This is a genomic window from Rathayibacter sp. AY1B4, assembly GCF_002932815.1.
In the GTDB taxonomy this organism is placed as follows: domain Bacteria; phylum Actinomycetota; class Actinomycetes; order Actinomycetales; family Microbacteriaceae; genus Rathayibacter.
Genome location: NZ_PSWN01000032.1, coordinates 1 through 22,672, shown reverse-complemented (window position 1 = coordinate 22,672; position 22,672 = coordinate 1). Strand labels below are relative to the sequence as shown.

Here is a 22,672-nt window from a genome sequence, read left to right as displayed (position 1 = left end):
CGCTGCGGGTTCCCGCGACGGTCCGGGGTTCCCTCGGCGCGCGCCTGCCTCCACCATGGGGGGATGGCCGCCTCGCAGCAGATCGTCTCGGTCGGCGGGCGGAGGCTGCGGCTGACGAACCTCGACAAGGTCGTCTACCCGGAGACGGGCTTCACCAAGGCCGACGTGCTCTCCTACTACGCCTCCGTCGCCTCCGCGATGCTGCCCCATCTCGCGCGCCGCCCGGTCACCCGGAAGCGCTGGGTCGACGGAGTGGGCACCGCCGAGCATCCGGGCGAGGTCTTCTTCGAGAAGAACCTCCCCTCCTCCGCCCCCTACTGGCTGAGCCGGACCCGGCTCGCGCACTCGTCGCGCGACGTCGAGTACCCGCTGGTCGACGACGTCGCCGGGCTCACCTGGCTGGCGCAGCAGGCGGCGCTCGAGCTGCACGTCCCGCAGTGGCGGGTGGGCTCCGACGGCGAGCGCCGTCCGCCCGACCGTCTCGTGCTCGACCTCGACCCGGGCGAGGGGGCGGGCCTCGCCGCGTGCGCCGAGGTCGCGTTCCTCGCCCGCGACCTGCTGGAGGGGATGGGGCTGGCTCCGCTGCCGGTGACCAGCGGAAGCAAGGGGATCCACCTCTACTGCCCGCTGGACGCCTCCGCCTCCAGCGACCAGATCTCGGCGGTCGCGCACGAGCTGGCGCGCGCGCTCGAGTCGGACCACCGCGACCTCGTCGTCTCGGACATGAAGAAGACCCTGCGCGAGGGCAAGGTCCTCGTCGACTGGAGCCAGAACAGCGCGGCGAAGACGACCATCGCCCCCTACTCCCTCCGCGGGCGCCTCCGGCCGGCCGCCGCCGCGCCCCGCACGTGGGAGGAGCTGGGCGCCGAGGACCTGCGCCACCTGTCGCCCGACGAGGTGGTGGAGCGGCTGCGGAGCGACGGCGACCTCCTCCGCCCGCTGCTCGCCGTCCGGGGTGCCGGGCTCGAGCCGACCCCGGAGCGGATGGCGGGCTTCGCCGCGACGGACGCCTCCTCCGACCGCCTGGCGACCTACCGCAGCATGCGCGACGCGTCGAAGACGCCGGAGCCGGTGCCCGAGGCGGCGTCCGCGGGCACCTCCTCGGGCGACTCCTTCGTCATCCAGGAGCACCACGCGCGGCGCCTGCACTACGACTTCCGGCTCGAGCACGACGGCGTCCTGGTCAGCTGGGCGGTGCCGAAGGGCCCGCCGCTGGAGGGCGACCCGAACCGGCTCGCGGTGCAGACCGAGGACCACCCCCTCGAGTACGCGACCTTCGAGGGCACGATCCCGGCCGGCGAGTACGGCGGCGGCGAGGTGCGCATCTGGGACGAGGGCACCTACGCGCTCGAGAAGTGGCGCGAGGGGAAGGAGGTGATCGCGGTGCTGACCGGCCGCCCCGACGGCGGGCTCGGCGGCGAGCCCCGTCGCTACGCCCTGCTGCACACGGGCTCGAGGGAGGGCGCCGAGAAGAACTGGCTCCTGCACCTGATGGCGCCGGGTCCCGCTCACGGGCACGGGACGCAGCGACGGGGCAGGGCGGCCGCGTCCGCCGCGTCGCCCGCTCCCCGCCCCGCACCCTCCTCCGACCGCCCGGCCGAGGACTCCGCCCCGCGCCGCCACCGCCCCATGCTCGCCACGGCCGGACGCCGCGGTGACGTGGACCCGGGGGCCGCGATCGAGATGAAGTGGGACGGCTACCGCGCTCTCGTGCGGGTGCAGGGCGGCACCGCGACCCTCACGAGCCGCAACGGCAACGACCTGACCGCGGCGTTCCCCGATCTGCTCGCCCCGCTCGCCGAGGCCGCCGCCGACGCCGTGCTCGACGGCGAGATCGTCGCCCTCGACGCTCGCGGGCGCCCCGACTTCGGTGCCCTGCAGACCCGCGGCGGGCTGACGAAGCCGCGCGAGATCGAGGCGGCCGCCCGGTCCACTCCGGTGCACCTGATGGTCTTCGACCTGCTCGAGCGCGCAGGAGAGGACCTGACCGGGAGCGACTACGACACCCGTCGCTCGGCACTGGTCGAGCTGGTCGCCGAGAACGAGCGCGTGCACGTCCCGTCCGTGTTCGACGGCGACCTGGAGGAGGCGATGGCCACCAGCCGCGCCCTCGGCCTCGAGGGCGTGGTCGCCAAGCGCCGCGACTCGCGCTACCAGGAGGGCAGCCGCTCGCGCGACTGGATCAAGCTCACCCACCACCGGCTGCAGGAGGTCGTGATCGTGGGCTGGCGCGAGGGCGAGGGCGGCCTGCAGGGCTCGGTCGGGGCGCTGCTGACCGCGATCCCCGGCGAGGACGGGCTCGCCTACTCCGGCCGTGTGGGCACCGGCTTCAGCGACCGCGAGCGCCGCGGACTGGTCGACCGCCTGGCCGAGCACGCCACCGAGGAGCCCGCCGTCTCCGTCCCTCCGCTCGAGTCGCGCGGAGTGCACTGGGTGTCGCCCGTCCTGGTCGGCGAGGTCCGCTACCGCGAGCGCACCGCCTCCGGCACCCTCCGCCAGCCGGTCTGGCGCGGCTGGCGCGCCGACAAGGCCGCCGAGGACGTCCGCGTGGAGGAGCCGGGCAGCTGACCCTCCGGTCTTCCGACTGCGAGGCCCGGCATCGCCGCTCGCGCCGCCGATCCGCTGCGGCCCCGGGCACCTCAGTCCAGGCGCACCCCACGCAGCAGGAGGAGGGTCGCGCCGACCGCGGCACCGGTGCCGATGAGGACGCCGCCCGCTCCGGACGCCGCCGCGAGGACGCCGAGGAGGCTGGGCAGGGCGATCAGCCCGAGGCGGTTCCCGGCCAGGCGCAGCGCGAGGGCGCGGCCGTGGCGGTCGGCGGGGGTGCGCTCGATCAGCCAGGACATCGTGATGGGCTGGCCGATCCCGAGGCCCAGGCCGAGGGCGGCGACCGCGACGAAGAGGAGCACGGTCGGCGCGGGCAGGGCGACCAGCACCAGGCAGAGCGCCGAGATCAGGATGCCGCCCACCATCACCCGGGTGCGCCCGAGCCGGGCGGTGGCCGCGCCGAGGAGGAGCCGCGAGGCCATCGACGCGAGCGCGCGCACGGTGAGCAGGGCTCCGACGACGCCGGCCGGGAGCCCGCGCTCGGCGCCGAGGGCGGGGAGGTAGACGACGGTCAGGTCGACGGCGGCGACGACGGTCGCGCTGGTCAGCAGGGCGCGCGCGAGGCCCGGCACCCGGAGGAGACCGAGCGTCGAGCCCGGAGCCGCCGCCCCTTCCGCCGCGGGTCCGCGCGGGGACGGGCTGCGGATCCCCGCCGTCGAGACGAGCAGCAGCACCGCGAGGATCCCGCCCACGAGGAACAGCGGCGCCGGGTCGGGCCGCACCGAGCCGCCCGCGAGCACCGGGATGAATGCGGGCCCGATCGCCTGCCCGAGCGACGCGGCGAACGTGTAGTAGCCGAAGCGGCTGTCGAGCCGCGTCCCTCCGGTGCCGCCCGCGACGACGGTCTGCTGCCCGACCACGCAGCCCAGGTGCCCCGCGCCGAGCAGGGCGATGCCGAGGAGCAGCCCCGCGACGCTCCCGCCCGCCAGGAGCAGCACCGCGGCCGCTCCCACCGCGACGAGCGAGCCGACGGCCATCACGGCCCGGGCGCCGACCCGGTCGACCAGCCCGCCCACCGGCAGCGCGATCAGCAGCGGCACCAGCGCGAACGAGGCGCCGAGCGCCCCGAGCGCCCAGGCCGGCACGTCGAGCCGGATCGCCTGGTAGACGGCGGCCGGCCGGAGCAGGAACGCGACGGCCTGGATGAGCACGGCGTGCGCGAGCAGGGACGGAGTCGCCAGGCGGTTCCGCACGCGCGCTCCTCCCCGCGGCGCTCGGCCGAGCACGCGCTCCCCCATCCTCCTCCCGGTGCCGCCGCCGATTCGCCCTGGCACGCCCGTCCTCCCGCCTCGAGAACGGGCCTTCCGGCTCAGCCCTGCGGCGGCGTCGAGGGGAGCGCGTGCGCGGGAAGGGTGCCGAGGCGGTGCCGGCCGCGGAGGAGGAACCAGGCCAGGCCGATCCCGACGACCGCGGCGATCACGACGACCGCGCTCCAGCGCAGCTCCTCCCCGTAGACCTCGACGCGCGGCCACGCGAGGTCGACCGTCATCGCCGCGCCCCAGAGCACCGCGACGACGTTCACCGGCAGGCCCCCGCGGCCGAGCGAGAAGCGCCCGGGCGCGGCTGCGGGCCACCGGCCGCGGAGCCGGGCGATCAGCAGCGGCACCGTCACCAGCAGGTAGGCGAGGTAGATCAGGATGACCGCCACGCTCGTCACGGCCGTGAAGATCGCCGGCGTCCCGATGTTCACGACCAGGATCAGTACCGCGAGCACCCCCACGACCAGCGCCGGCGCCACCGGGGTCCCGCGCCGCGGGTCGACGCGGGCGAGCACGCGGCTGCCGGGCAGGGCGTTGTCGCGGGCCATCGCGAAGATCAGTCGGATGGCCGCCGTGTGCACCGCCAGCGCGCACACCGTGATCGCGACGACCACGCAGAGCAGGAGGACCGTTCCGAGGGGGGCCCCGAGCACCTGCAGCACGATCCGCTGCAGCCCGCCCGACGCCTGCCCGAGCGCCGGGTCGGCGAGGTCGGGCGCCGAGAGGATGCCCAGGAGCAGGATGAGGCCGCCGAGGACGAAGGAGGCGGTCACCGCCCGCAGGATCGCCGTCGGCGCGGTCCGGCGCGGGTCGACCGTCTCCTCGCCGAGCGAGCCCGCGGTGTCGAACCCGTACATCACGTACGCCGACGCGATCGCGGCGATGAGGAACGCGCCGGCGTACCCGCCCGGCGTGCTCCCGCCGTAGTCGCTGGTGTCGAGCAGCACGGTCGGCGGATGCACCACGTTCACCGCGAGCACCGCCACCAGCAGCACCGCCGCGACGAGCTCGATCAGCACGCCGACGCTGTTGATCCGGGCCATCAGGCGCACGCCGCGCGCGTTGACCGCGGTGGTGAACGCGATCAGCAGCGCTCCCCAGACCACCGCGCTCACCCCCGCGGAGCCGCCGAGCTGGAACCCGCTCCAGATCTGCGGGAGCGTCGCCTGGTACGCCAGCACGACGGCCGCGAGCGTGACCACGGACGCGGTGGCCATCAGCCAGCCCGCCAGCCAGCTCACCGTCGGCCCGGCGAGGCGCTTGCTCCAGTTGTAGACGGAGCCGGCGACCGGGTAGCGGGCGGCGAGCTCGGCGAAGCACAGGGCCACCATGAGCTGCCCGGCGAACACGATCGGCCAGGACCACCAGTAGGCGGGACCGCCGAGAGCGAAGCCGAAGGAGAAGAGCTGGAACGTGCCGGTCAGGATCGAGATGTAGCTCACGCCCGCGGCGAAGCTGCCGAAGCGGCCGATGCCGCGGGTGAGGGAGGGGCGGTACCCGAACTCAGCGGTCCCGTCGTCGACGTCCTCGGTGGTGCTCATCGGGCTCCCCCTCGCGGGCGCGCTCGTCGCACCGAGGTCAGGATGCCAGCCGCCGCCCGGCCGCACGACTCCCCCGTCCCGGGCGTCCGTCAGCGGGTGCTCAGCGCTCGCCCCGCTCCCGGTGCACAGGACTCGGGCGGCCCCCGCGGACGGGAGCGGCGTCAGCCGTGCGCCGCGAGCCGGGTGCGCTGGGGCACCAGGAGCTCGAGCAGCTCCTCGACCCCGTCGACCCGCTGCGGCTCGACCGGGTGCCCGGGTCCGCACGGCTTGTAGGCGGGCGGATCCACGTTCAGGACGTGCCCGACGGGCCGCCCCTTCTCCCAGACCGTGAGGAGGAAGGCGCCGTCCCGCTCGTCGGGGGCACCGATCTCGAAGACCCGGCCGCGCACGATGGCGCACTGCGGCTCCTTGCGCGCGAGGCGCACCCAGAAGGGATGGTCTCCGGTCATGGTGTCCGTCCTCCCCGGCCGACCCGCGGCCGTGCCCGTAGCGGTCGACCGGTGATCGTGTCGTCGGCGACCCGCAGGGCCACGGTACGTCCGCCTCCCCTCAGCCGATCAGGGGGTTCACTGCGGAGCCTCGCAGTGGTAGCGGACGCCGGTCGCATCCGGGTCCGGGTCCGGGTCCGGGTCCGGGTCCGGGTCCGGGTCCGGGTCCGCACCACGGGAACCACTCACTGCTCGTAGGAGTCCTCGTAGTCGGCACCACTGGTCAGCTCGCCGTCGCCGGGCTGCACGGGATGCTCGCCGGTGAGCGCGTCGATCCGCTCGCGCAGCCGTGCCACCTCCGCCGCGTTGTCCGGCTCGGGCAGGTCGCTCGGCGTGGTCTCGACGATGAGGGCGGCCGCGGCGTTCACGAGGAAGGTGGCGTCGACCGTCCCGCCGTCCGCGCCGATCCCCGTGTACTCGACGGTGTCGGCCGCGCCTTTCGCGGCGAGGGCGACGGCGTACTCGACGAGCGCGTCGGCCGCCTCGTCCCCCACGAGGATCGTCTTGTCGGCGAAGAGGATGTGCTTCATGCCGTCCATGCTCGGCAGCGCCGGCTGCGTGGAGGGAGGAGGTTGACAGAGGACCGCCGCTGACGGAAGACCTGGACAGATCGAGCAGAGAATGGCAGGCCGGGTTGTCGGATCCCTCCGGTCTGCGGAAGGGTGGTGGCAACGGCGGGCGCCTGCCGGCCGGAGATCAGGGGCTGGAGACGCCGATGGGGAAGCTGCACTACGACGGGACCGTCGAGATCGATTTCGAGGACCGCGTGCTCGCGCACCTGCAGATCGTCATCACCGCGAAGCTGCGCCGCAACGAGTCGTTCCTGCTCAGCTGGCGCGACGACCACAGCATGGGCGACGGCCGCAGCGCGATCTGGATCCACCCCTCCCACGCGCTCCGCTACAAGTACTTCGGCGGCCGGATGCCCCGCATCAACCCCGCCTGGATCTCCGCGCTCACCGACCTCGCGAACTCCGCGGGCGGGCTGTACGTGATCTCGGAGCCCGCCGAACCGGTGCGTCCTCCGGCGAAGGGCGATCAGCTGTGAAGCGCATCGACCTGATCTACAACGGCACCGCCTACACGGTCAACAACAGGAGCCTCGACGAGTTCCGCGCCGAGGTCGAGGCCGCCCTCGCCTCTCCGACGCCGCAATGGCTGACGGTCAACTACGGCGAGGGACGCGCGAACCCGGCGCTCCTCCTCATCACGCCGTACACCCCGCTGTCGATCATCACGAACGACTTCGACGAGCTCAACGCAGAGCACGAGTAGCGGCGGACCTCGGGGAGGTCAACCACGTCGTCCGGTCGATCCGCGCCCCGTACCGTCGTGCAGGACCTCGTCGACGTCGTGCGCGGACCCCGCACGGCGACACCCGATCGACACCGCCCGCGCCCCGGCGCGCAGAACAACGGCCGCGGACACCCGGCCAGGAGCCGTGATGACAGATCCCGCCTTCGCCGTCCTCGACGACCTCATCGCCGCCCTCGAGCGTCCCGGCTCGATCGACCCCGGCCTGAGCCGCTCCGTCGCCGTGCAGGCCGCCGTCCTCCGGCTCCCGTCGCCCCGCACCATGCACCGTCCGCGCCCGACGAGCCGCTTCACGGGCCGTCGCCTCGTGCGCCCGGGCAGCGCAGCCAGGCGGGCCCCCGCGCGTCACCGCGTCGTGGTCCCCGCCGGTCCGGCGGAGCGTCGCTCCGAGCGGAGCCGACGGCTAAAATGGGCGCGGTGACCGACTCCGACGCTCTCTGCGACCCGTATCTGCGCGGGTATCCGATCGACGGCGTCGCGATCTCCACGCTCGGCAGCCCCTTCGGCGGCGAGACCGTCGCCGCGAGCGACAGCACCGCGAGCCGGCTGGACGAGATCCAGATCGACCTCGGCGAGGGCCCGTGCTGGGAGGCGATCCGCGCTGCCGGCCCCGTCTCGGTGCCGGACACCGGCGCGGAGGAGCGCTGGCCGCTCTTCACCGAGGCGATCGGCCCCACGGCGGTGCGCGCGGTCTTCGCCTTCCCGCTCTCGATCGCGGGGCTCTCGATCGGCGCGGTCGACCTCTACTCCCGCCGCCCCACGTCGCTCAGCGACTCCCTCCTCGGCCGGATCAGCGCCTCGACCACCGCGACGGCGCTGCTGGTGCTGGCCGCGGTGCTGCGCGACAACGAGGTCGAGGAGAGCACGAATCCGCGCTCGCGACGCGTGGTGCACCAGGCGACCGGCATGATCATCGCGCGCTACGGCAGCACGGCCGAGGAGGCGCAGCTGCTGCTGCGCGCCCACGCCTTCGCCCAGCAGCGCTCCGTCGTCGATGTCGCCTCCGGCATCGTGGCCCGGCACGACGGGTTCCCCGACCGCCCTCTCACCGCCCAGGACGACACATGGTGACGAACTCCCGCGAGCGCAGCGTCATCCAGACGTTCGTCGCCCTCTCCGACACACTGGTCGACGACTACGACGTCGTCGACTTCACCCAGACCCTCGTGGAGAGCAGCGCGACCCTCTTCGACGCCGTCTCGGCGGGGCTCGTCCTCGCCGACTCCACCGGCTCCCTCGAGGTGCTCGCCTCCACGGACGAGGACACCCGGCTGATCGAGCTGCTTCAGCTCGACAGCGGGTCGGGCCCGTGCATCCAGTGCTCCGAGACCGGGCGGCCGGTGATCGTCGAGGACGCCCGCGCCGTGGGCGAGGAGTGGGCGGAGTTCCGGACGCTGGCGGTCGAGCTCGACGTGCTCTCGGCGCACTGCGTGCCGATGCGCTCGGCGGGGACGACGATCGGCTCCCTCAACCTCTTCCAGGCCCGGCCGGGGCGGCTCGATCCTGACGACATCGCGGTCGTGCAGGCGTTCGCCGACGTCGCGACGATCGGGATCCTGCATCAGCGCGCGCTCCAGCAGAGCACGGTCACCCAGGAGCAGCTGCAGCACGCCCTCGACAGCCGGGTGCTGATCGAGCAGGCGAAGGGGATCCTCGCCTACGCCCACCGCACCACGGTCGAGCAGGCCTTCGAGGTGCTGCGGGTCCGCGCGCGAGCGACGTCGACCCCGATCACGACGCTCGCCCAGGAGATCATCCGCGACTACCGGCGCTGACGCTCCGCGCCCACGGAGCAGGAGCGGGGCGCATCCGCGCCGGCGGCGCCGCGGCTCGGAGCTCAGTACTCGTTCTCGAGCTCCCACGTCGCGCGGGGGTCGACGTCCGAGGCGGGCACCGGACCGCCCGCGCCGTCGAGCGCGTCGAGGCGCGCGAGGATCTCGGCGCTCGACTCCGCCGCTGCGCTACCGGTCCCTGCGACCACCAGGGGGACGCCGAGCCCGATGGTGAGCGTCACGACGGAGGAGGGGGCCGAGTCGTCGGCGACGCTGACCGTGCTCATCCGGTGCTGCTGCGCGAGCGCGAGCGAGTAGCGGACGACGGCGTCGGCGGTCGCGTCGTCGAGGGAGAGGGAGCCTCCGGTGTGGAAGAGCGTCGTCATGGTCAAGTCCTCGCAGGGCAGGCGGATGGGCATGGTTCCGTCACCGGGGGCCAGGATGCGGTGCGTTCACGCTACGCCCCGGGCGCTCGCGGGTGCAGGTCTTGCGCCGAGGCGTGCCCCTGTCGCATGGTTCGCTCCCGACGCCGGAGCAATTCCACCATGGCTCTGAGGCGGCTCACATGTTAACGTGAACACACGCGTCGGTCCCCTCGGCTCGACGCATCCCTCCCCTGAAGGAAAGGTCTCGACGATGAGACGACGCTCCCCGGAGCCCCCTGCCGCCGCGCCTCGGCGCCGCGTGCGATCCCTCTTCCTCTCCGCTCTCGCCTGCACGAGCGTCGCCCTCACCGGTGCTCTCGTCCCCGTCTCGGCGCAGGCCGTCGACGTCCCGGCGCCCACCGCGCACTACGACATGTCGCACGCCGGCTCGGCCCTGCTCGACATCTCGGGCAACGGACGCAACGCCACCCTGACCGGCCTCACCGACGCCTCCTTCGCGAACGCCGGCGGCGACCAGGTCGCCCGGTTCAAGAACGACGGCTACGCGAGCCTCCCCCAGGGCCTGGTCACCGGAGCCGACAACGCCTTCGCCGTCGAGTACACGGTGAAGACGCAGACCACCGCCAACCAGTTCGGCTGGGTCATCGGCGACGGCGTCGGCCCGTGGAACACCACGCAGCTCGGCAACCACGTCTTCGTGAACCCGCGCAACCCGGACGGCTCGCCCAGCGGACAGGTCCTCGCGGGCATCCGCGTCAAGGAGCCCACCAGCAACGGCGAGACCCGCATGCCGTTCGGCGGCACACTGAACCCCGGGTTCACGACCCTCACGCTCGTCGGCACCGGCACGGGGTCGAGCACCGTGCTGACCCTCTACCGCGACGGCACGCAGATCTCGACGGCGAACACCACGAAGTCGATGGCGAGCATCGTCCCGACCGGATCCACGCTCGGCTACCTCGGGCGCTCGCTCTACACCGGAGACGCCCTGGTGACCGCCGACGTCACCGACGTGAAGTTCTGGGACACCTCCCTCACCGCCGAGCAGGTCGCCTCGAGCATGCCGACCGCCGACGCGAAGGCGTCCGCGACCTCCGCCCTGCTGCGCTCGGACATCCAGCCCGTCCTGCTGGCCGGCAACCCGTCGCTGACCCAGGTCTCCTCGAACCTGACGCTGCCCGCCTCCAGCAGCGGCGTCCCGCTCACCTGGACCTCCTCGAACAGCGCGGTCGTCTCGACCACCGGCGTCGTCTCGCGCACGATCGCGCAGAACACCCCGGTGACTCTGACGGCGACCACCGCTCAGGGCGCGACGATCGCCTTCGACGTCGTCGTGCTCGCCCCGAGCATCAACGACGACCTCGACGCGCTGAAGCTCGCCACGCGCACGACCGAGAACCTCCCCCTCGCGGTGAAGGGCGCCAAGAACGGCACCGACATCACCTGGACCTCGTCCGACCCGGCGCTCGTCACCCCGACGAACACGTCCTACGCCGCTCCGGCGGTCGGCGCGGCCGACCCGTACCGCGGCGGCGGCGTCGTCACCCGGCCGGCCTACGGCTCCGGCGACAGGACCGTCACCCTCACCGCGAAGGCGACGCTCAACGGAGTCACCGAGACGCGCGCCTTCACGCTGACGGTCGCCGAGCTCGGCCGCACCGCTCCCGACGCGGGCTACGCCTCGGCGTACTTCAAGTCGGACGGCGACGAGAAGATCTACCAGGCCGCGACCTCGGGCAACGACTTCTTCACCTTCTCGCCGGTCAACGGCGGCAAGGCGGTCATCACCTCGACGACCGACACGAAGGGCCTGCGCGACCCGTTCATCCTCCGCTCGCACAACGGCGACAAGTACTACATGGTCGCCACCGACCTCTGCATCTCCTGCGGCACCGGCTGGGGCGACGCCCAGTCCAAGGGCAGCCTGAAGATCGAGGTCTGGGAGTCGACCGACCTGGTGCAGTGGACCCGCACCAACGGCGCCGACACCGGCATCACGGTGAACCAGCCGGCCGCCGGAATGACCTGGGCGCCCGAGGCGTACTGGGACGACGCCCTGCAGTCCTACGTCGTGTTCTTCTCCTCGCGCCTCTACTCCGACGCGACGAAGACCAACAACGACAAGCTCTACTCCCGCGTCTTCTCCGTGATCACCCGCGACTTCCGCACCTTCACCGCTCCTCCCGCCACCTGGCAGGACACCGGCTACGCGCGGATCGACTCGACGATCACGAAGATCGGCGACTACTACTACCGCTTCACCAAGAACGAGGAGGGCGGCGCCGCCGGCACCCTCGAGGCCGGGAAGGACATCTTCCTCGAGAAGTCGAAGGTCCTGACCGCCGGGACGACCTCCTCCAACTGGAGCGCCGACCCGAACACCACGTGGCAGCTCACCGACACCCGGATGACCTCGCTCGAGACCGGCCAGGCCGGTGAGGGACCCGAGATCATCAAGCTGAACGCGGGCGACCCGAACGACACCACCGGCACGGGCGACGGCTACGCCTTCCTCGTCGACAACTACGGCGACGGCGGCTACAAGGCCTTCCTCACCTCCGGAGCGGCCATCGCCGGCAGCTCGCAGACGAACCGCCTCTCGCAGTCGGCCGACTGGAACGTCTCGCCCAAGAGCCGCGCCGGCCTCCCGGCCAGCCCGAGGCACGGCGCGTTCGTGAGCGTCCCGCAGACGGTCCTCACCGCCATGAAGAACTGGACCGGCGTCACCGCCGTCGACTCCACCACGACCCTCACCGCCGACGGCCGCACGGTCACGGCGACGGTCGCGGCGGCCGACAGGGGCGACGTCGTCGGCTCGGTCACCTTCACCGGCGGCTCGTGGACCTCGACCGTCCCGCTCTCCGGCGGCTCGGCGAGCGTCTCGGTCCCGGCGGGCGTGACCGGCGTCACGGCCTCCTACACCGGGTACCCGGACAAGCTGGTGCGCACGTCGGTCTCGGCCGCCGTCCCGCTGGACACCCTCGAGCTCGTCCCCGCCGTCGCCACGCGCTGCGTCGCCGGGAAGATCGTGCTCACCGCGACCGTGAAGAACACCGACACCGCTGCCGCGGACGTCACGATCGCCTCGGCCTACGGCTCGAAGTCGTTCACCGCGGTCGCACCCGGATCGTCCGCCTCCGCCGCCTTCACCACCCGCCTGGCCTCGATGCCGGCCGGCACGGTGACGGTGACCGGATCGGCGACCGGCCAGCCCGCGTTCACCGCGACGGTCCCCGTGGCCGCCGCGCGCTGCTGACGCACTGACGACGAAGGGCCCCCTCCTGCGCTCGCGCGGGAGGGGGCCCTTCGTCGTCCCGGGTCAGACGGTGGGAGCGAGCAGGTCCGCGTGGTGGACGGCCGCCACGTTCGGGTGAGCCCGGAGGCGGTAGCGCAGCGCGTTCTCGCCGTAGGTCTCGAGGATCGGCGCGTTCGTCGGGTCGACCGAGAGGCCGGACTTGAGCTCCTCGGGCAGCGGGAGCGAGGGCATGGTGGCCGAGAGCGCGGGATTGAAGAAGAACGGGATCGAGATCCGGTCCGTTCCGATCAGCGGCGAGATCACGCGGTGCAGCGTCGCCTTGAGGTAGCCGCCCGTGGCGAGCTCCAGCATCTCGCCGATGTTGACGACGAACGCGCCCTCCATCGCGGGTGCCTCGATCCACGAGCCGTCGTGCTCGACCTGCAGGCCGCCCTTGCCGGGCTCGACCAGCAGCAGCGTCAGCACGCCGCCGTCGCGGTGCGCGCCCACGCCCTGCTTGGGCTCCGGGTCGGAGGTGCCCGGGTAGCGGACGACCTTCACCAGCGAGAACGGCCGCTCGGCGAACGCCTCGTCGAACACGTCCTCCGGGGCGTCGAGCGCGACGGCCCAGGTGCGCAGCAGCCGGATCGCGACTGCCGCGAGCTCCGCGTGCCAGCGCTCGAAGACCTCGCGGAACTCCGGCAGCGCCTCGGGCCAGAGGTTCGGCCCCTCGAGGCGCTCGTAGTCGGCGACGCCGGGCCCGGCGGGAACGGCCGGTCGGTCGATGCCGATGTCGACCTGCTCGCGGTAGTCGACGTCGCCGTTGGTGAGCTCGGCGCCGAAGCGGGTGTAGCCGCGGAACTGCGGGCTGAGGGTGTTCTCGATCGCGAGCTTCTCCTCCTCCGGCAGGTCGAAGAAGCGGCGGGAGACGGCGACGACGTCGTCGAGGAGGTCCTGCGGCACGCCGTGGCCGACGAGGTAGAAGAATCCCACGTCGTGCGTGGTCTCCCGGAGGTCGCGGCGGAAGGCGGCGGCCTCCGCCTCCCCCTGGTCGAGGCGGGACAGGTCGAGGATCGGCAGGGAATCGGTCATGCACCGACTCTCGCGCACGAACCTGCACAGCAGTCGATTGTTACGACAACCAAAACGGCGGGCCCCGCCACGGCGCGGAAGAGGGTTCCTCCGCGCCGCGACCGGGCCCGCCGTGAGCGCCGAGTGTTACGGCGTGGGCATGCCGCCGTTGACGTGCAGCGTCTCGCCGACGACGTAGCTCGACTCCGGGGAGGCGAGGAACACGTAGGCGGGAGCGAGCTCGGCCGGCTGGCCCCAGCGTCCGAGCGGCGTCTGCGAGCCGACCTCGGGCAGCTTGTCGGACGGCTGGCCGCCCGCGGTCTGCAGCGGCGTCCAGATCGGGCCCGGGGCGACGACGTTCACGCGGATCCCCTTGGGCGCGAGCTGCTGCGCGAGCGCCTTCGAGAACGTGTTGATCGTGGCCTTCGTGCTGGCGTAGTCGACCAGCATCGGCGACGGCTGGTAGGCCTGGATCGACGAGGTGCTGATGATCGCGGAGCCCGGGGCGAGGTGCGGCACGGCCGCCTTCGTCATCCAGAACATCGCGTAGACGTTGGTCTTGAAGGTCTCGTCGAACTGCTCGTCCGAGAGCTCGAGGAAGTCCTCGACGTGCTGCTGCTTGCCCGCGTTGTTGACGAGGATGTCGAGTCCGCCCAGGCCCTCGACGGCCTTCGCGACGGCGCCCACCGCGAAGTCGTGGTCGGTGATGTCGCCGGGGATGGCGACGGCGGTGCGGCCGGCCTCCTCGATCAGCGCGACGACCTTCTTCGCGTCGGACTCCTCCTCGGGGAGGTAGACGATCGCGACGTCGGCGCCCTCGCGGGCGTAGGCGATGGCGACGGCCGCGCCGATGCCCGAGTCGCCTCCGGTGACGAGCGCCTTGCGCCCGGTCAGACGGCCGGAGCCGCGGTAGGTCGACTCGCCGCGGTCGGCGGGGTCGTCCATCTTCGAGTCGAGGCCGGAGCCCTCCTGGTACTGGGCCTCCGTGTCGATGTCGGCGAACATCGCGGTCGGGTCTTGGAACGTGTACTGGTCGTTCTGCGGAGTCTGGTCGTTCTGCGAGGTCATGTCTCGACGCTAGGCGCGCGGGATCGGCGGCCGCGCGTGCTTGACAGCCCCGATCCGCCAGGACACAGGAGGTCTTCAGGAGCCGCGGAGCCCCCCGGATCGGGGAGAATGGTGCGGTGACCCGCGACGACTCCCTGTCCTTCGACACCACGGCGCCGCTGCCCGGCTGGCAGCACGCCTACTCCGGCAAGGTGCGCGACCTCTACACCCCCGACGATGCCGACCCCGTGCTCGGCGCCGACCGCATGCTCGTCGTCGCCAGCGACCGGGTCAGCGCGTACGACGCGGTCCTCGAGCCCGGGATCCCCGGCAAGGGCGAGCTGCTGACCACGCTCTCCCTCTGGTGGTTCGCGCAGCTCTCCGACGTCCCCAACCATCTGATCCCGGGCGCGATCCCCGAGGCGGTACGCGGCCGGTCGATGCTGGTGAAGACGCTCGACATGTTCCCGATCGAGTGCGTCGTCCGCGGCTACCTCTCCGGCAGCGGCTGGAAGGAGTACCGGGAGACGGGCTCCGTCTGCGGCGTCCCGCTCCCCGAGGGCCTCCAGGACGGCGACCCGCTCCCCGAGCCGATCTACACCCCGGCGTGGAAGGCCCCGCAGGGCGAGCACGACGAGAACATCACCTTCGAGCGCACGGTCGAGATCGTCGGGGAGGAGGCCGCGGAGGCGCTGCGCACCCTCTCGCTCGCCGTCTTCCGCGAGGCGTCCACCATCGCCCTGGCCCGCGGCGTGCTGCTGGCCGACACGAAGTTCGAGTTCGGGGTCGACCGCGGGACCGGAGTCGTCACCCTCGGCGACGAGGTCCTCACCAGCGACTCCTCCCGCTACTGGGACGCCGACGACTACGACGCCGGCATCCGCGGCCGCTCGTTCGACAAGCAGATCGTGCGCGACTGGCTCTCCGACAACTGGGACGGCCAGGGCCTCCCGCCGACCCTCCCGTCCGAGATCGTCGAGCGCACGGCCGCGCGCTACCGCGAGCTCATCGAGCGCCTCACGCGCTGAGGCACCGGAACGACCTGTGGACGATCACCACCCTCGCGTCCGGCTGGAGGCCCGCGGCGAGGATCCGGACGAGGCGCGGCACAGCCTCGCGCGGCTCTACAATGGCGACGAGTGGCGCGCCGCCACCACCGCGGCCGACTTCAGCTACCGCTACGCGGCCATCGGCGACTGCGGGATGACCCTCCGCACCTCGCGGATGTCCGGGCGCCTCGCGGGCGGCGTGGGCGACTCGGACGACGTCGTCGTGCAGTGGATCGTGGGCGGCTCCGGCCGGATCGACGTCGGCCGCGCCTCGATCGCGATGGAGGAGAACCGTCCCGTCCTCTTCCCCGTCGGCCGGCCGTTCGCCTTCGACTACGTCGACTTCGACCAGCGCCTGGTGCACCTCGACCGTGGAGTGGTCGACCGGGTCGCCGCCGAGCGGGGCCTCGTCGGGTCCCTCGTCTTCGACTCCGAGCACCGCCCCGACTCCGCGGCGATCCGCCGCTGGCGCACCGCCGTCGCCGACTCCGCCCGCGCGCTGCGCAGCGAGCGCGTCGAGCCGCTGCTCTGGGACGAGCTCACCCGCGCCACGGCCTCCGCGCTGCTCGACCTCTACCCTCCGGAGTCCGCTCCGGTCCCGCCCGAGCTCCTCGCCCCCCGGAACGCACGGATCCGCACGGCCGTCGAGTACGTGCACGCCCACTGCAGCGAGCCGATCGGCCCCGCCGAGATGGCGGCGGCGTCGGGCCTGACCGTTCGGGGCCTGCAGTCCGCGTTCCAGCGGGTGCTCGGGATGCGCCCGATCGCCTACCTGCGCCTGGTGCGGCTCGACCGCGCCCGGGTGGAGCTGGCGGCGAGCCCGCCCCACGGGACGACGGTCGCCGCCGTCGCCCGGCACTGGGGCTTCGGGAACGCGGGCCGCTTCAGCGCGGCCTACGCGGAGCGGTTCGGCGAGTCGCCGAGCGCCACCCTGCAGAGCTGATCAGTCGACGAGCTCGGGCGGCGGCTGCCCCTCGAGGATGCGGCTGAGGCCGTCGAGCAGCACCGCGACGGTCGCGGCCTCCGATTCGGGCACCTTCGCGACCATCGCGCGGATCTGCTCGTAGGTCGGGTCGTCGGTGCCGACGATGGCCTTCTGCGCGCGCTCCGTCAGGCAGAGGATGCGGCCGCGGCCGTCGGACGGGTCGGGAGTGCGGTCCACGTAGCCGGCGCGGGCGAGGCGGTCGACGAGGAGGGAGACGGCCGCCGTCGTGATCGACAGGGCCGCGGACAGGTCGACGGCGCGGACGATCTCGTCGCGCCGCTCCCCGACTCCGATCAGCCGCAGGGCCGCGAGATCCGTGGCGCCGATGCCCAGGCGCCGCTCCACACGGCCGTCGTAGTCGCGCTCCGCCGTGCGCAATCGCGCGAGCAGAGCGAACAGGTCTGGCCGAGCGTCCATCGAGGTGCACCTTCCGAGCGGCAGGCGCCCCGGACGGGAACTCGCTGCACCCATCGAACCACTTCTCCGGCGATCGGACGGCGTGTGTCCCGAAAGCGCAGTCGGCGCCGAGACTGTTAGTCAACCGACTTAGCAATACCTAGTGTCGACGGTGCGGCACGCCTTCCGTGCGCCGCCGACGGTGAGGAGGTGCGCGCGATGGGACGACTGCTCTACGGCGCACCCGCCAGCTCGCACTCCTTCGAGGACCGCGCCCTGGCCCACCTCCAGACCGTGATCACCTCGCGGTTCCGCCGCGGCGAGGGCTTCCTCCTGACGATCGAGGACGCCGAGGGCCGCCGGTCCGAACTGTGGCTCCACCCCGGCATCCCCACCCGCTACGAGTACGACGGCACCGCCGCGATCGAGCTGAACCCGCACTGGCTGCGCGAGCTCTCGAACGCCTCGAACGGCCGCCTCGGCCTCCACCTCCTCCCCGAAACCTCGTCGCCCGACGACCTCTCCGTGAAGAAGATCCCCGCATGAGCGACCACAACGGCACACTGTTCCGGCGCGGAGGCACCGTCCGCTTCGTCCGCTGGATCTCCTCCCGCGACGGCGGCTGGGCCCCCGAGATCGTGCAGGGGCGCTACCTCGAGCGCGACGACCGCGGCTGGCTGGTCGAGATCGAGGGCACCCCGACGGTGCTCGCGAAGGACGACTGGGCCGTCTACCGCTGACCGGCCGTGCGCTCGGCGTACTGTTGAGCAGGTGCGTTCTCGTGATCGCCGCGGCATCACCTCGGCTCCCCTCCTCCTGACGACCATCGGAACGACGAGCCTCGTCTTCCTCTGCGCGTTCGAGTCGCTCGCCGTGACGACGATCATGCCGATCGTCAGCGCCGATCTCGACGGCCGCGCCCTCTATCCCCTGGCCTTCGCGGCGACGCTCGCCGCCGCCGTGGTCGGGATGGTCGCGGCCGGCTCCTCGGCCGACCGCCGCGGCCCGACGCCGTCGCTCGTGGTCGCGATCCTGCTCTTCACCCTGGGGCTCGTCGCCGCGGGCGCCGCGCAGTCGATGCCGGTCTTCGTGGCGGCCCGCCTGCTGCAGGGGCTGGGCAGCGGAGGGATCACCGTCACCCTCTACGTGCTCGTCGCGCGGGTCTACCCGAGCGAGCTGCATCCGAGGATCTTCGGCGCCTTCGCCGCGGCCTGGGTCGTGCCGTCGCTGGTGGGGCCGCTGGTGGCCGGAGTCGTCGCCGAGCTCGCGAGCTGGCACTGGGTCTTCTTCGGAGTCGTCGCCCTGGTGGCCCTCGCGAGCGCCGCGATCGCGCCGACGCTCCGCTCGCTCGAGCCGCGCGAGCGCCTCCCCTTCGACCGCCGGGCAGTGGGCCGCATCGCCCGCGCCGTGGTCGTCTCGGCCGGAGTCGTCGTGCTGAGCACGAGCGCCGAGCTCGCGCCCGACCTCGCCGGCCTCCTGGCCGCGGCCGCTGTGGTCATCGTGGTCGTGGCGGTTCGCGCGCTCCTGCCCGTCGGCACGCTGCGCGCCCGGGGCGTCCTGCCGTCGGTGATCCTCCTCCGCGCCCTCGTCGCCGCGGCGTTCTTCGGCACCGAGGTCTACCTGCCGCTGCTGCTCTCGGAGCAGTACGGCCTGCCGCCCTGGCTCTCGGGCGCCATGCTCACCGCGGGCGCCGTCTCCTGGGCTCTCGGCTCGAACCTCCAGGGACGCCCGGGCACCCGCCTCAGCCACGGCGGAGCGATGCGGCTCGGCACGTCGCTCGTGCTCGCCGGCATCGGAGTCGTGCTGCTCGTCACGGTGCTCGCCCTCAGCCCGATCGTCGCGGGCGTGGGCTGGTTCCTGGCCGGCGGCGGCATGGGCACGATGTTCCCGCGGATGGGGACGATGACGCTCGCGCTCTCCGCTCCGGGCCGGGAGGGCTTCAACAGCTCGGCCCTGCAGATCGCCGACTCGACCGGCGCCTCGGTCTCCCTCGCGCTGACGGGCCTCCTCGCGGCGGCGGTCACCGGCCTGATCGGGGCCGGGACCGGGGTCTTCGCCGCAACCTTCTCGTACGCCGCGCTGATCGCGATCGTCGCGGTCGGTCTGGCCGGCCGGCTCGACGGGCTCCTGCGCCGCGAGGGACGCCGGGAGCCCGCCGAGCAGGCTCAGCTGTAGAGCGACTCCGGCACGTCGAGGCCGTAGATCGCGCGGCCGGACGACCAGATCACCGAGCAGGCGGCCCGCAGCAGATCTGTCGCGTCGTCGCCGGCGTCCACGATCACCACGGAGTCGCCGTCGAGGCGGACCTTGGCGCCGCGGATGGCGTGCGTGCCGTTCCGCGAGACCGTCGTCGCCGGGTAGGGCAGGTGCAGCTCGCGCAGGTCGCCGAGGATGTACGTCGGCCGGAGCTTGGGCTCCGCGGCGAGGAGCTGCTTGGCCCGGTCGATCCCGGTGAGCACGTGGGCGCTCTCCATGTCGGCGCCGTTCGCGCCGGCGATGTCGGTGTCGAGCCGGTCGCCGAGGAACAGCGGGTTCGTCGAGCCGAAGCGCACGGTCGCCGCGTCGAAGATGGCCCGCTCGGGCTTGCCCGCGACGACCGGGAGCCGACCGACCGCGGTGTGCACGGCCGAGACGAGGGTCCCGTTGCCCGGGGCGATGCCGCGGGCGACGGGGATCGTCCAGTCGGTGTTCGTCGCGACCCACGGGATCCCCGTGTGGAGCGCGAACGAGGCCTCGGCCAGCTGCTCCCAGCCGACCGTGGGCGCGAAGCCCTGGATGACCGCCGCCGGCGAGTCCTCCGCGCTGCGCGTCACGGTGAACCCGGCGCGCTCGACCTCGGAGGTGAGGCCCTCCGCCCCGACGACGAGGATCGTCGAGCCGGCCGGGACCAGGTCGGCGAGCAGCACGACCGCCGCCTGCGGGGAGGTGACGACGTCCTCGGGCCGGACGCTCAGCCCCAGCTCGGAGAGGTGCCCGGCGACGGAGGCGTCCGTGCGGGAGGCGTTGTTGGTGATGTAGCCGACGCGCAGCGTCTCGGCCGCGCGGTTGAGGCTCTCCACCGCGAAGGGGATCGCGTCGGCACCCTTGTAGACGACCCCGTCGAGGTCGGCCAGGACGGAGTCGCGGCCGTCGAGCGGAGTGGGCTCAGTCCTGCTGCTGCGGAACATCGCCGTCCTCCTCGGTGGTGTCGGCGGATTCGACCGACTCGTCGGCGGTCGGGTCAGCCGAGTCGAGAGCTTCATCCGGGTCCGTCTCGGCGAGATCGTCCGACTCGAGGGACTCGTCCGCGAAGGTCGGCTCGTCCGTGTCGACGAGGTCGGCCTCGGCGCCAGCGGTCGCATCAGCGTCGTCCGCGTCCGCGTCGTCGTCGTCGGCGATCTCCTCGGAGAAGGTCCGGTGGACCTCGTCCTCGTCCGCGTCGTCGACGGCGGTCGGGCCGTCCTCGTCGTCCAGGTAGTCGTCCGCGTCGTCGACCGCGGTCCCTTCCTCAACGCGATCGGGAGCGGACTCGGCCTCCGCCGACTCGTGCTCCTCCTCGATCACCTCGATCGTCTCGTCGTCACCGCCGCCCTCGGCCGCGAAGACGGCCTGCGCCGCGATGTCAGCGCGACGCTGCCACTCGGCCGCCTCCTCGGAGCGGCCGACCTCCTCGAGGACGAGCGAGTAGGCGGCGAAGAGATCCGGGCTGTACGAGAACGCGCGGTCCGGGTCCAGCTGCGGGATCTCGAGCTCCATGAGAGCGAGCTCCGCCTGCCCGAGGTCGAGGCGGGCGCCGGACATGGCGATGGCCAGCGACACCTGCGCGCCGGGGCTCAGCGTGGTGCGGTCGATCGACCGACCCAGCTCGAGCGCCTTGTCGGGCCGGCCCACGCCGCGCTCGGAGTCGACCATCAGCGGCACCTGCTCGTCCGAGCCGGAGATCCGACGGAAGGTCCGCAGCTCGCGCAGCGCCAGGGCGAAGTCGCCCGTCGCGTACGCCGAGATTGCCAGCGACTCGCGGACAACGGCGATGCGTCCCGCGCGGCGGGCCGCCGAGAGCACGTGGCGGTGCGCCAGCTCGGGGTCCTCCTCGAGGAGGCGGCCGGCCATCACCAGGTGACGGGCGACCCATTCGGCGTTGTCCTTCGAGAGCGTGCGCAGCTCGTTGCGGGCGACCTTGTCGAGGTCCTTGGCCTGCACGTCGTCCGGAAGGTCCGGGTCGTCGTGGCGCGGACGCACCGACTGGAGGGAGCGCCGCTCGCGCTCCTCCTCGGTGAGCTCCGGCTCCTCGCGGGGGCCGCCGCGTCCGCCGCCGAAGCCCTCGCGTCCGCGTCCGCCGCCCTGGCGGTCTCCGCCGCCCCGACGATCGTCCGACCACGGCCGGCTTCCCCCGTCGCGCGATCCACCGCGGAACGGCGGACGCGAGTCACCGTCACGCTGCGGACGGGAGTCGCCGCCACCACGGTAGGGAGGGCGGGAGTCCCCATCGCGCTGAGGACGGGAATCTCCACCACCACGGTAAGGAGGCCGGGAGTCCCCGTCACGCTGGGCACGAGAGTCGTCACCGCGATAGGGAGGCCGAGAGTCACCGTCCCGCTGCGGACGCGAGTCGCCACCGCGATAGGGAGGACGCGAGTCACCTTCCCGCTGCGGACGGGAGTCCCCACCTCCACGGTAAGGAGGACGGGAGTCCCCATCGCGCTGAGGACGGGAATCCCCACCCCCGCGGTAAGGAGGACGAGAGTCACTGTCACGCTGCGGACGAGAGTCGCCGCCACCGCGGTAAGGAGGACGCGAGTCACCATCACGCTGCGGACGCGAATCCCCACCGCCACGGTAAGGAGGACGGGAGTCCCCGTCGCGCTGCGGACGCGAATCGCCACCACCACGGTAAGGAGGACGCGAGTCCCCGTCGCGCTGCGGACGGGAATCCCCACCACCGCGGTACGGAGCACGCGAGTCACCATCACGCTGCGGACGCGAATCCCCACCGCCACGGTAAGGAGGCCGGGAGTCCCCATCACGCTGCGGACGGGAGTCCCCACCACCACGGTACGGAGGACGAGAGTCCCCGTCGCGCTGCGGACGGGAATCGCCACCACCGCGGTACGGAGGACGCGAGTCACCATCACGCTGCGGACGGGAGTCGCCACCGCCACGATAGGGAGGACGAGCATCACCGTCGCGGCGGGGGCGGGAATCGCCCGAGCCGCCGCGATCGTTCGAGGAGCGGCCGGGGCCGCCGGCGCGAGGCGGCCGCTCGTCACGACGTCCGGAGTCCCGGTCGTTGCGGTCGGATCCTGAGTCGTCCATGCGTTCCTCGCCTGTCGTGGTGATGCTCTGTGGAGTTGACCCGCCCGAGGGCGGGGAGGACGGCCGTAACCGTCTCACCACCCTAACCCGCACCGCGCTCCAGTGAGCAGCGGGGATCCGAGGTGGTGGATAACAGCGATGGCCACCCATTTCTGGGTGGCCATCGTGAATGGTGTCCGGCGGTGTCCTACTCTCCCACAGGGTCCCCCCTGCAGTACCATCGGCGCTGA

At 72.8% G+C, this 22,672-nt stretch carries 23 protein-coding genes; 13 read left to right on the top strand and 10 right to left on the bottom strand.

Features of this window, described 5'->3' with window-relative positions:
* The first annotated feature begins 63 nt into the window (after positions 1–63).
* Positions 64–2,568: an ATP-dependent DNA ligase gene (locus C5D66_RS15535; protein WP_104256561.1), complete on the top strand. Its 2,505-nt coding sequence runs from the start codon at positions 64–66 to the stop codon at positions 2,566–2,568.
* 71 nt (positions 2,569–2,639) lie between these two features.
* Here C5D66_RS15535 and C5D66_RS15530 read toward each other — a convergent pair whose 3' ends face one another.
* The 4 genes from C5D66_RS15530 to C5D66_RS15515 all read right to left on the bottom strand — a co-directional run bounded on the left by C5D66_RS15530 (position 2,640) and on the right by C5D66_RS15515 (position 6,425).
* Complete coding sequence (locus C5D66_RS15530; RefSeq protein ID WP_258061331.1) at positions 2,640–3,800, bottom strand: MFS transporter; 1,161 nt, start codon at positions 3,798–3,800, stop codon at positions 2,640–2,642.
* Positions 3,801–3,916: 116 nt separating this feature from the next.
* Positions 3,917–5,407: an APC family permease gene (locus C5D66_RS15525; protein ID WP_104256559.1), complete on the bottom strand. Its 1,491-nt coding sequence runs from the start codon at positions 5,405–5,407 to the stop codon at positions 3,917–3,919.
* A gap of 161 nt (positions 5,408–5,568) precedes the next feature.
* Positions 5,569–5,856: a hypothetical protein gene (locus tag C5D66_RS15520; protein ID WP_104223782.1), complete on the bottom strand. Its 288-nt coding sequence runs from the start codon at positions 5,854–5,856 to the stop codon at positions 5,569–5,571.
* Positions 5,857–6,080: 224 nt separating this feature from the next.
* Entirely contained in the window at positions 6,081–6,425 is a 345-nt protein-coding gene (locus C5D66_RS15515) for a hypothetical protein (protein WP_104226802.1), read from the bottom strand.
* 185 nt (positions 6,426–6,610) lie between these two features.
* On the opposite strand from C5D66_RS15515, the gene C5D66_RS15510 reads away from it, so the two are divergent.
* The 5 genes from C5D66_RS15510 (at position 6,611) to C5D66_RS15490 (ending at position 8,984) form a co-directional block, all read left to right on the top strand.
* Positions 6,611–6,943 carry an ATP-dependent DNA ligase gene (locus C5D66_RS15510; protein WP_104223784.1) on the top strand — a complete coding sequence of 111 codons (333 nt, stop codon included), beginning with the start codon at positions 6,611–6,613 and terminating at the stop codon, positions 6,941–6,943.
* Positions 6,940–7,170, top strand: a complete 231-nt coding sequence (locus tag C5D66_RS15505; protein WP_104250777.1) for a hypothetical protein — start codon at positions 6,940–6,942, stop codon at positions 7,168–7,170. Before C5D66_RS15510 ends, C5D66_RS15505 begins: the two co-directional genes overlap by 4 nt.
* Positions 7,171–7,339: 169 nt before the next feature.
* Positions 7,340–7,630, top strand: coding sequence for a hypothetical protein (locus tag C5D66_RS15500; RefSeq protein ID WP_104233816.1), 291 nt, complete (start codon positions 7,340–7,342; stop codon positions 7,628–7,630).
* Positions 7,627–8,280 (top strand): GAF and ANTAR domain-containing protein, encoded by a 654-nt coding sequence (locus C5D66_RS15495; RefSeq protein ID WP_104351715.1) that lies wholly within the window; start codon positions 7,627–7,629, stop codon positions 8,278–8,280. Before C5D66_RS15500 ends, C5D66_RS15495 begins: the two co-directional genes overlap by 4 nt.
* Positions 8,274–8,984 carry a GAF and ANTAR domain-containing protein gene (locus C5D66_RS15490; protein ID WP_104256558.1) on the top strand — a complete coding sequence of 237 codons (711 nt, stop codon included), beginning with the start codon at positions 8,274–8,276 and terminating at the stop codon, positions 8,982–8,984. Before C5D66_RS15495 ends, C5D66_RS15490 begins: the two co-directional genes overlap by 7 nt.
* Before the next feature lie 62 nt (positions 8,985–9,046).
* On the opposite strand, the gene C5D66_RS15485 is transcribed toward C5D66_RS15490, so the two are convergent.
* Positions 9,047–9,367, bottom strand: coding sequence for a hypothetical protein (locus C5D66_RS15485; protein ID WP_104256557.1), 321 nt, complete (start codon positions 9,365–9,367; stop codon positions 9,047–9,049).
* Positions 9,368–9,665: 298 nt separating this feature from the next.
* Here C5D66_RS15485 and C5D66_RS15480 point away from each other — a divergent pair, with 298 nt between their 5' ends.
* On the top strand, positions 9,666–12,623 hold the full coding sequence (locus tag C5D66_RS15480; RefSeq protein WP_258061330.1) for an immunoglobulin-like domain-containing protein: 2,958 nt from the start codon (positions 9,666–9,668) through the stop codon (positions 12,621–12,623).
* Between the two features lie 63 nt (positions 12,624–12,686).
* Here C5D66_RS15480 and C5D66_RS15475 read toward each other — a convergent pair whose 3' ends face one another.
* Complete coding sequence (locus C5D66_RS15475; protein ID WP_104256556.1) at positions 12,687–13,694, bottom strand: isopenicillin N synthase family oxygenase; 1,008 nt, start codon at positions 13,692–13,694, stop codon at positions 12,687–12,689.
* Between the two features lie 126 nt (positions 13,695–13,820).
* Complete coding sequence (locus C5D66_RS15470) at positions 13,821–14,741, bottom strand: glucose 1-dehydrogenase (protein WP_104223791.1); 921 nt, start codon at positions 14,739–14,741, stop codon at positions 13,821–13,823.
* A gap of 116 nt (positions 14,742–14,857) precedes the next feature.
* On the opposite strand from C5D66_RS15470, the gene C5D66_RS15465 reads away from it, so the two are divergent.
* Together C5D66_RS15465 and C5D66_RS15460 are read left to right on the top strand one after the other, a co-directional pair.
* Positions 14,858–15,748: a phosphoribosylaminoimidazolesuccinocarboxamide synthase gene (locus tag C5D66_RS15465; protein ID WP_258061329.1), complete on the top strand. Its 891-nt coding sequence runs from the start codon at positions 14,858–14,860 to the stop codon at positions 15,746–15,748.
* A gap of 16 nt (positions 15,749–15,764) precedes the next feature.
* Complete coding sequence (locus tag C5D66_RS15460; RefSeq protein ID WP_104256555.1) at positions 15,765–16,712, top strand: helix-turn-helix domain-containing protein; 948 nt, start codon at positions 15,765–15,767, stop codon at positions 16,710–16,712.
* Here the strand turns inward: C5D66_RS15460 and C5D66_RS15455 are convergent, their stop codons facing one another.
* Positions 16,713–17,171, bottom strand: a complete 459-nt coding sequence (locus tag C5D66_RS15455) for a MarR family winged helix-turn-helix transcriptional regulator (protein ID WP_104326055.1) — start codon at positions 17,169–17,171, stop codon at positions 16,713–16,715.
* 198 nt (positions 17,172–17,369) lie between these two features.
* Between C5D66_RS15455 and C5D66_RS15450 the strand changes: the two genes are divergently transcribed.
* The 3 genes from C5D66_RS15450 to C5D66_RS15440 are packed head-to-tail and all read left to right on the top strand — an operon-like array spanning position 17,370 to position 19,325.
* Positions 17,370–17,696 (top strand): hypothetical protein, encoded by a 327-nt coding sequence (locus C5D66_RS15450; RefSeq protein WP_104223794.1) that lies wholly within the window; start codon positions 17,370–17,372, stop codon positions 17,694–17,696.
* On the top strand, positions 17,693–17,890 hold the full coding sequence (locus C5D66_RS15445) for a hypothetical protein (RefSeq protein ID WP_068256013.1): 198 nt from the start codon (positions 17,693–17,695) through the stop codon (positions 17,888–17,890). Before C5D66_RS15450 ends, C5D66_RS15445 begins: the two co-directional genes overlap by 4 nt.
* A 31-nt stretch (positions 17,891–17,921) precedes the next feature.
* Entirely contained in the window at positions 17,922–19,325 is a 1,404-nt protein-coding gene (locus C5D66_RS15440; RefSeq protein WP_258061328.1) for an MFS transporter, read from the top strand.
* Here the strand turns inward: C5D66_RS15440 and C5D66_RS15435 are convergent.
* Both C5D66_RS15435 and C5D66_RS15430 read right to left on the bottom strand, forming a co-directional pair.
* The gene (locus tag C5D66_RS15435; RefSeq protein ID WP_104256554.1) at positions 19,316–20,317 is read right to left on the bottom strand and encodes an HAD-IIA family hydrolase; all 1,002 of its coding nucleotides are present in this window, start codon (positions 20,315–20,317) and stop codon (positions 19,316–19,318) included. The two genes, C5D66_RS15440 and C5D66_RS15435, sit on opposite strands and share 10 nt — an antisense overlap.
* On the bottom strand, positions 20,295–21,368 hold the full coding sequence (locus tag C5D66_RS15430; RefSeq protein WP_181028789.1) for a hypothetical protein: 1,074 nt from the start codon (positions 21,366–21,368) through the stop codon (positions 20,295–20,297). The genes C5D66_RS15435 and C5D66_RS15430 overlap by 23 nt, the downstream gene beginning before the upstream one ends.
* On the opposite strand from C5D66_RS15430, the gene C5D66_RS17315 reads away from it, so the two are divergent.
* Positions 21,354–22,433, top strand: a complete 1,080-nt coding sequence (locus tag C5D66_RS17315) for a hypothetical protein (protein ID WP_181028788.1) — start codon at positions 21,354–21,356, stop codon at positions 22,431–22,433. The genes C5D66_RS15430 and C5D66_RS17315 overlap by 15 nt on opposite strands.
* The last annotated feature ends 239 nt before the right edge of the window (positions 22,434–22,672 follow it).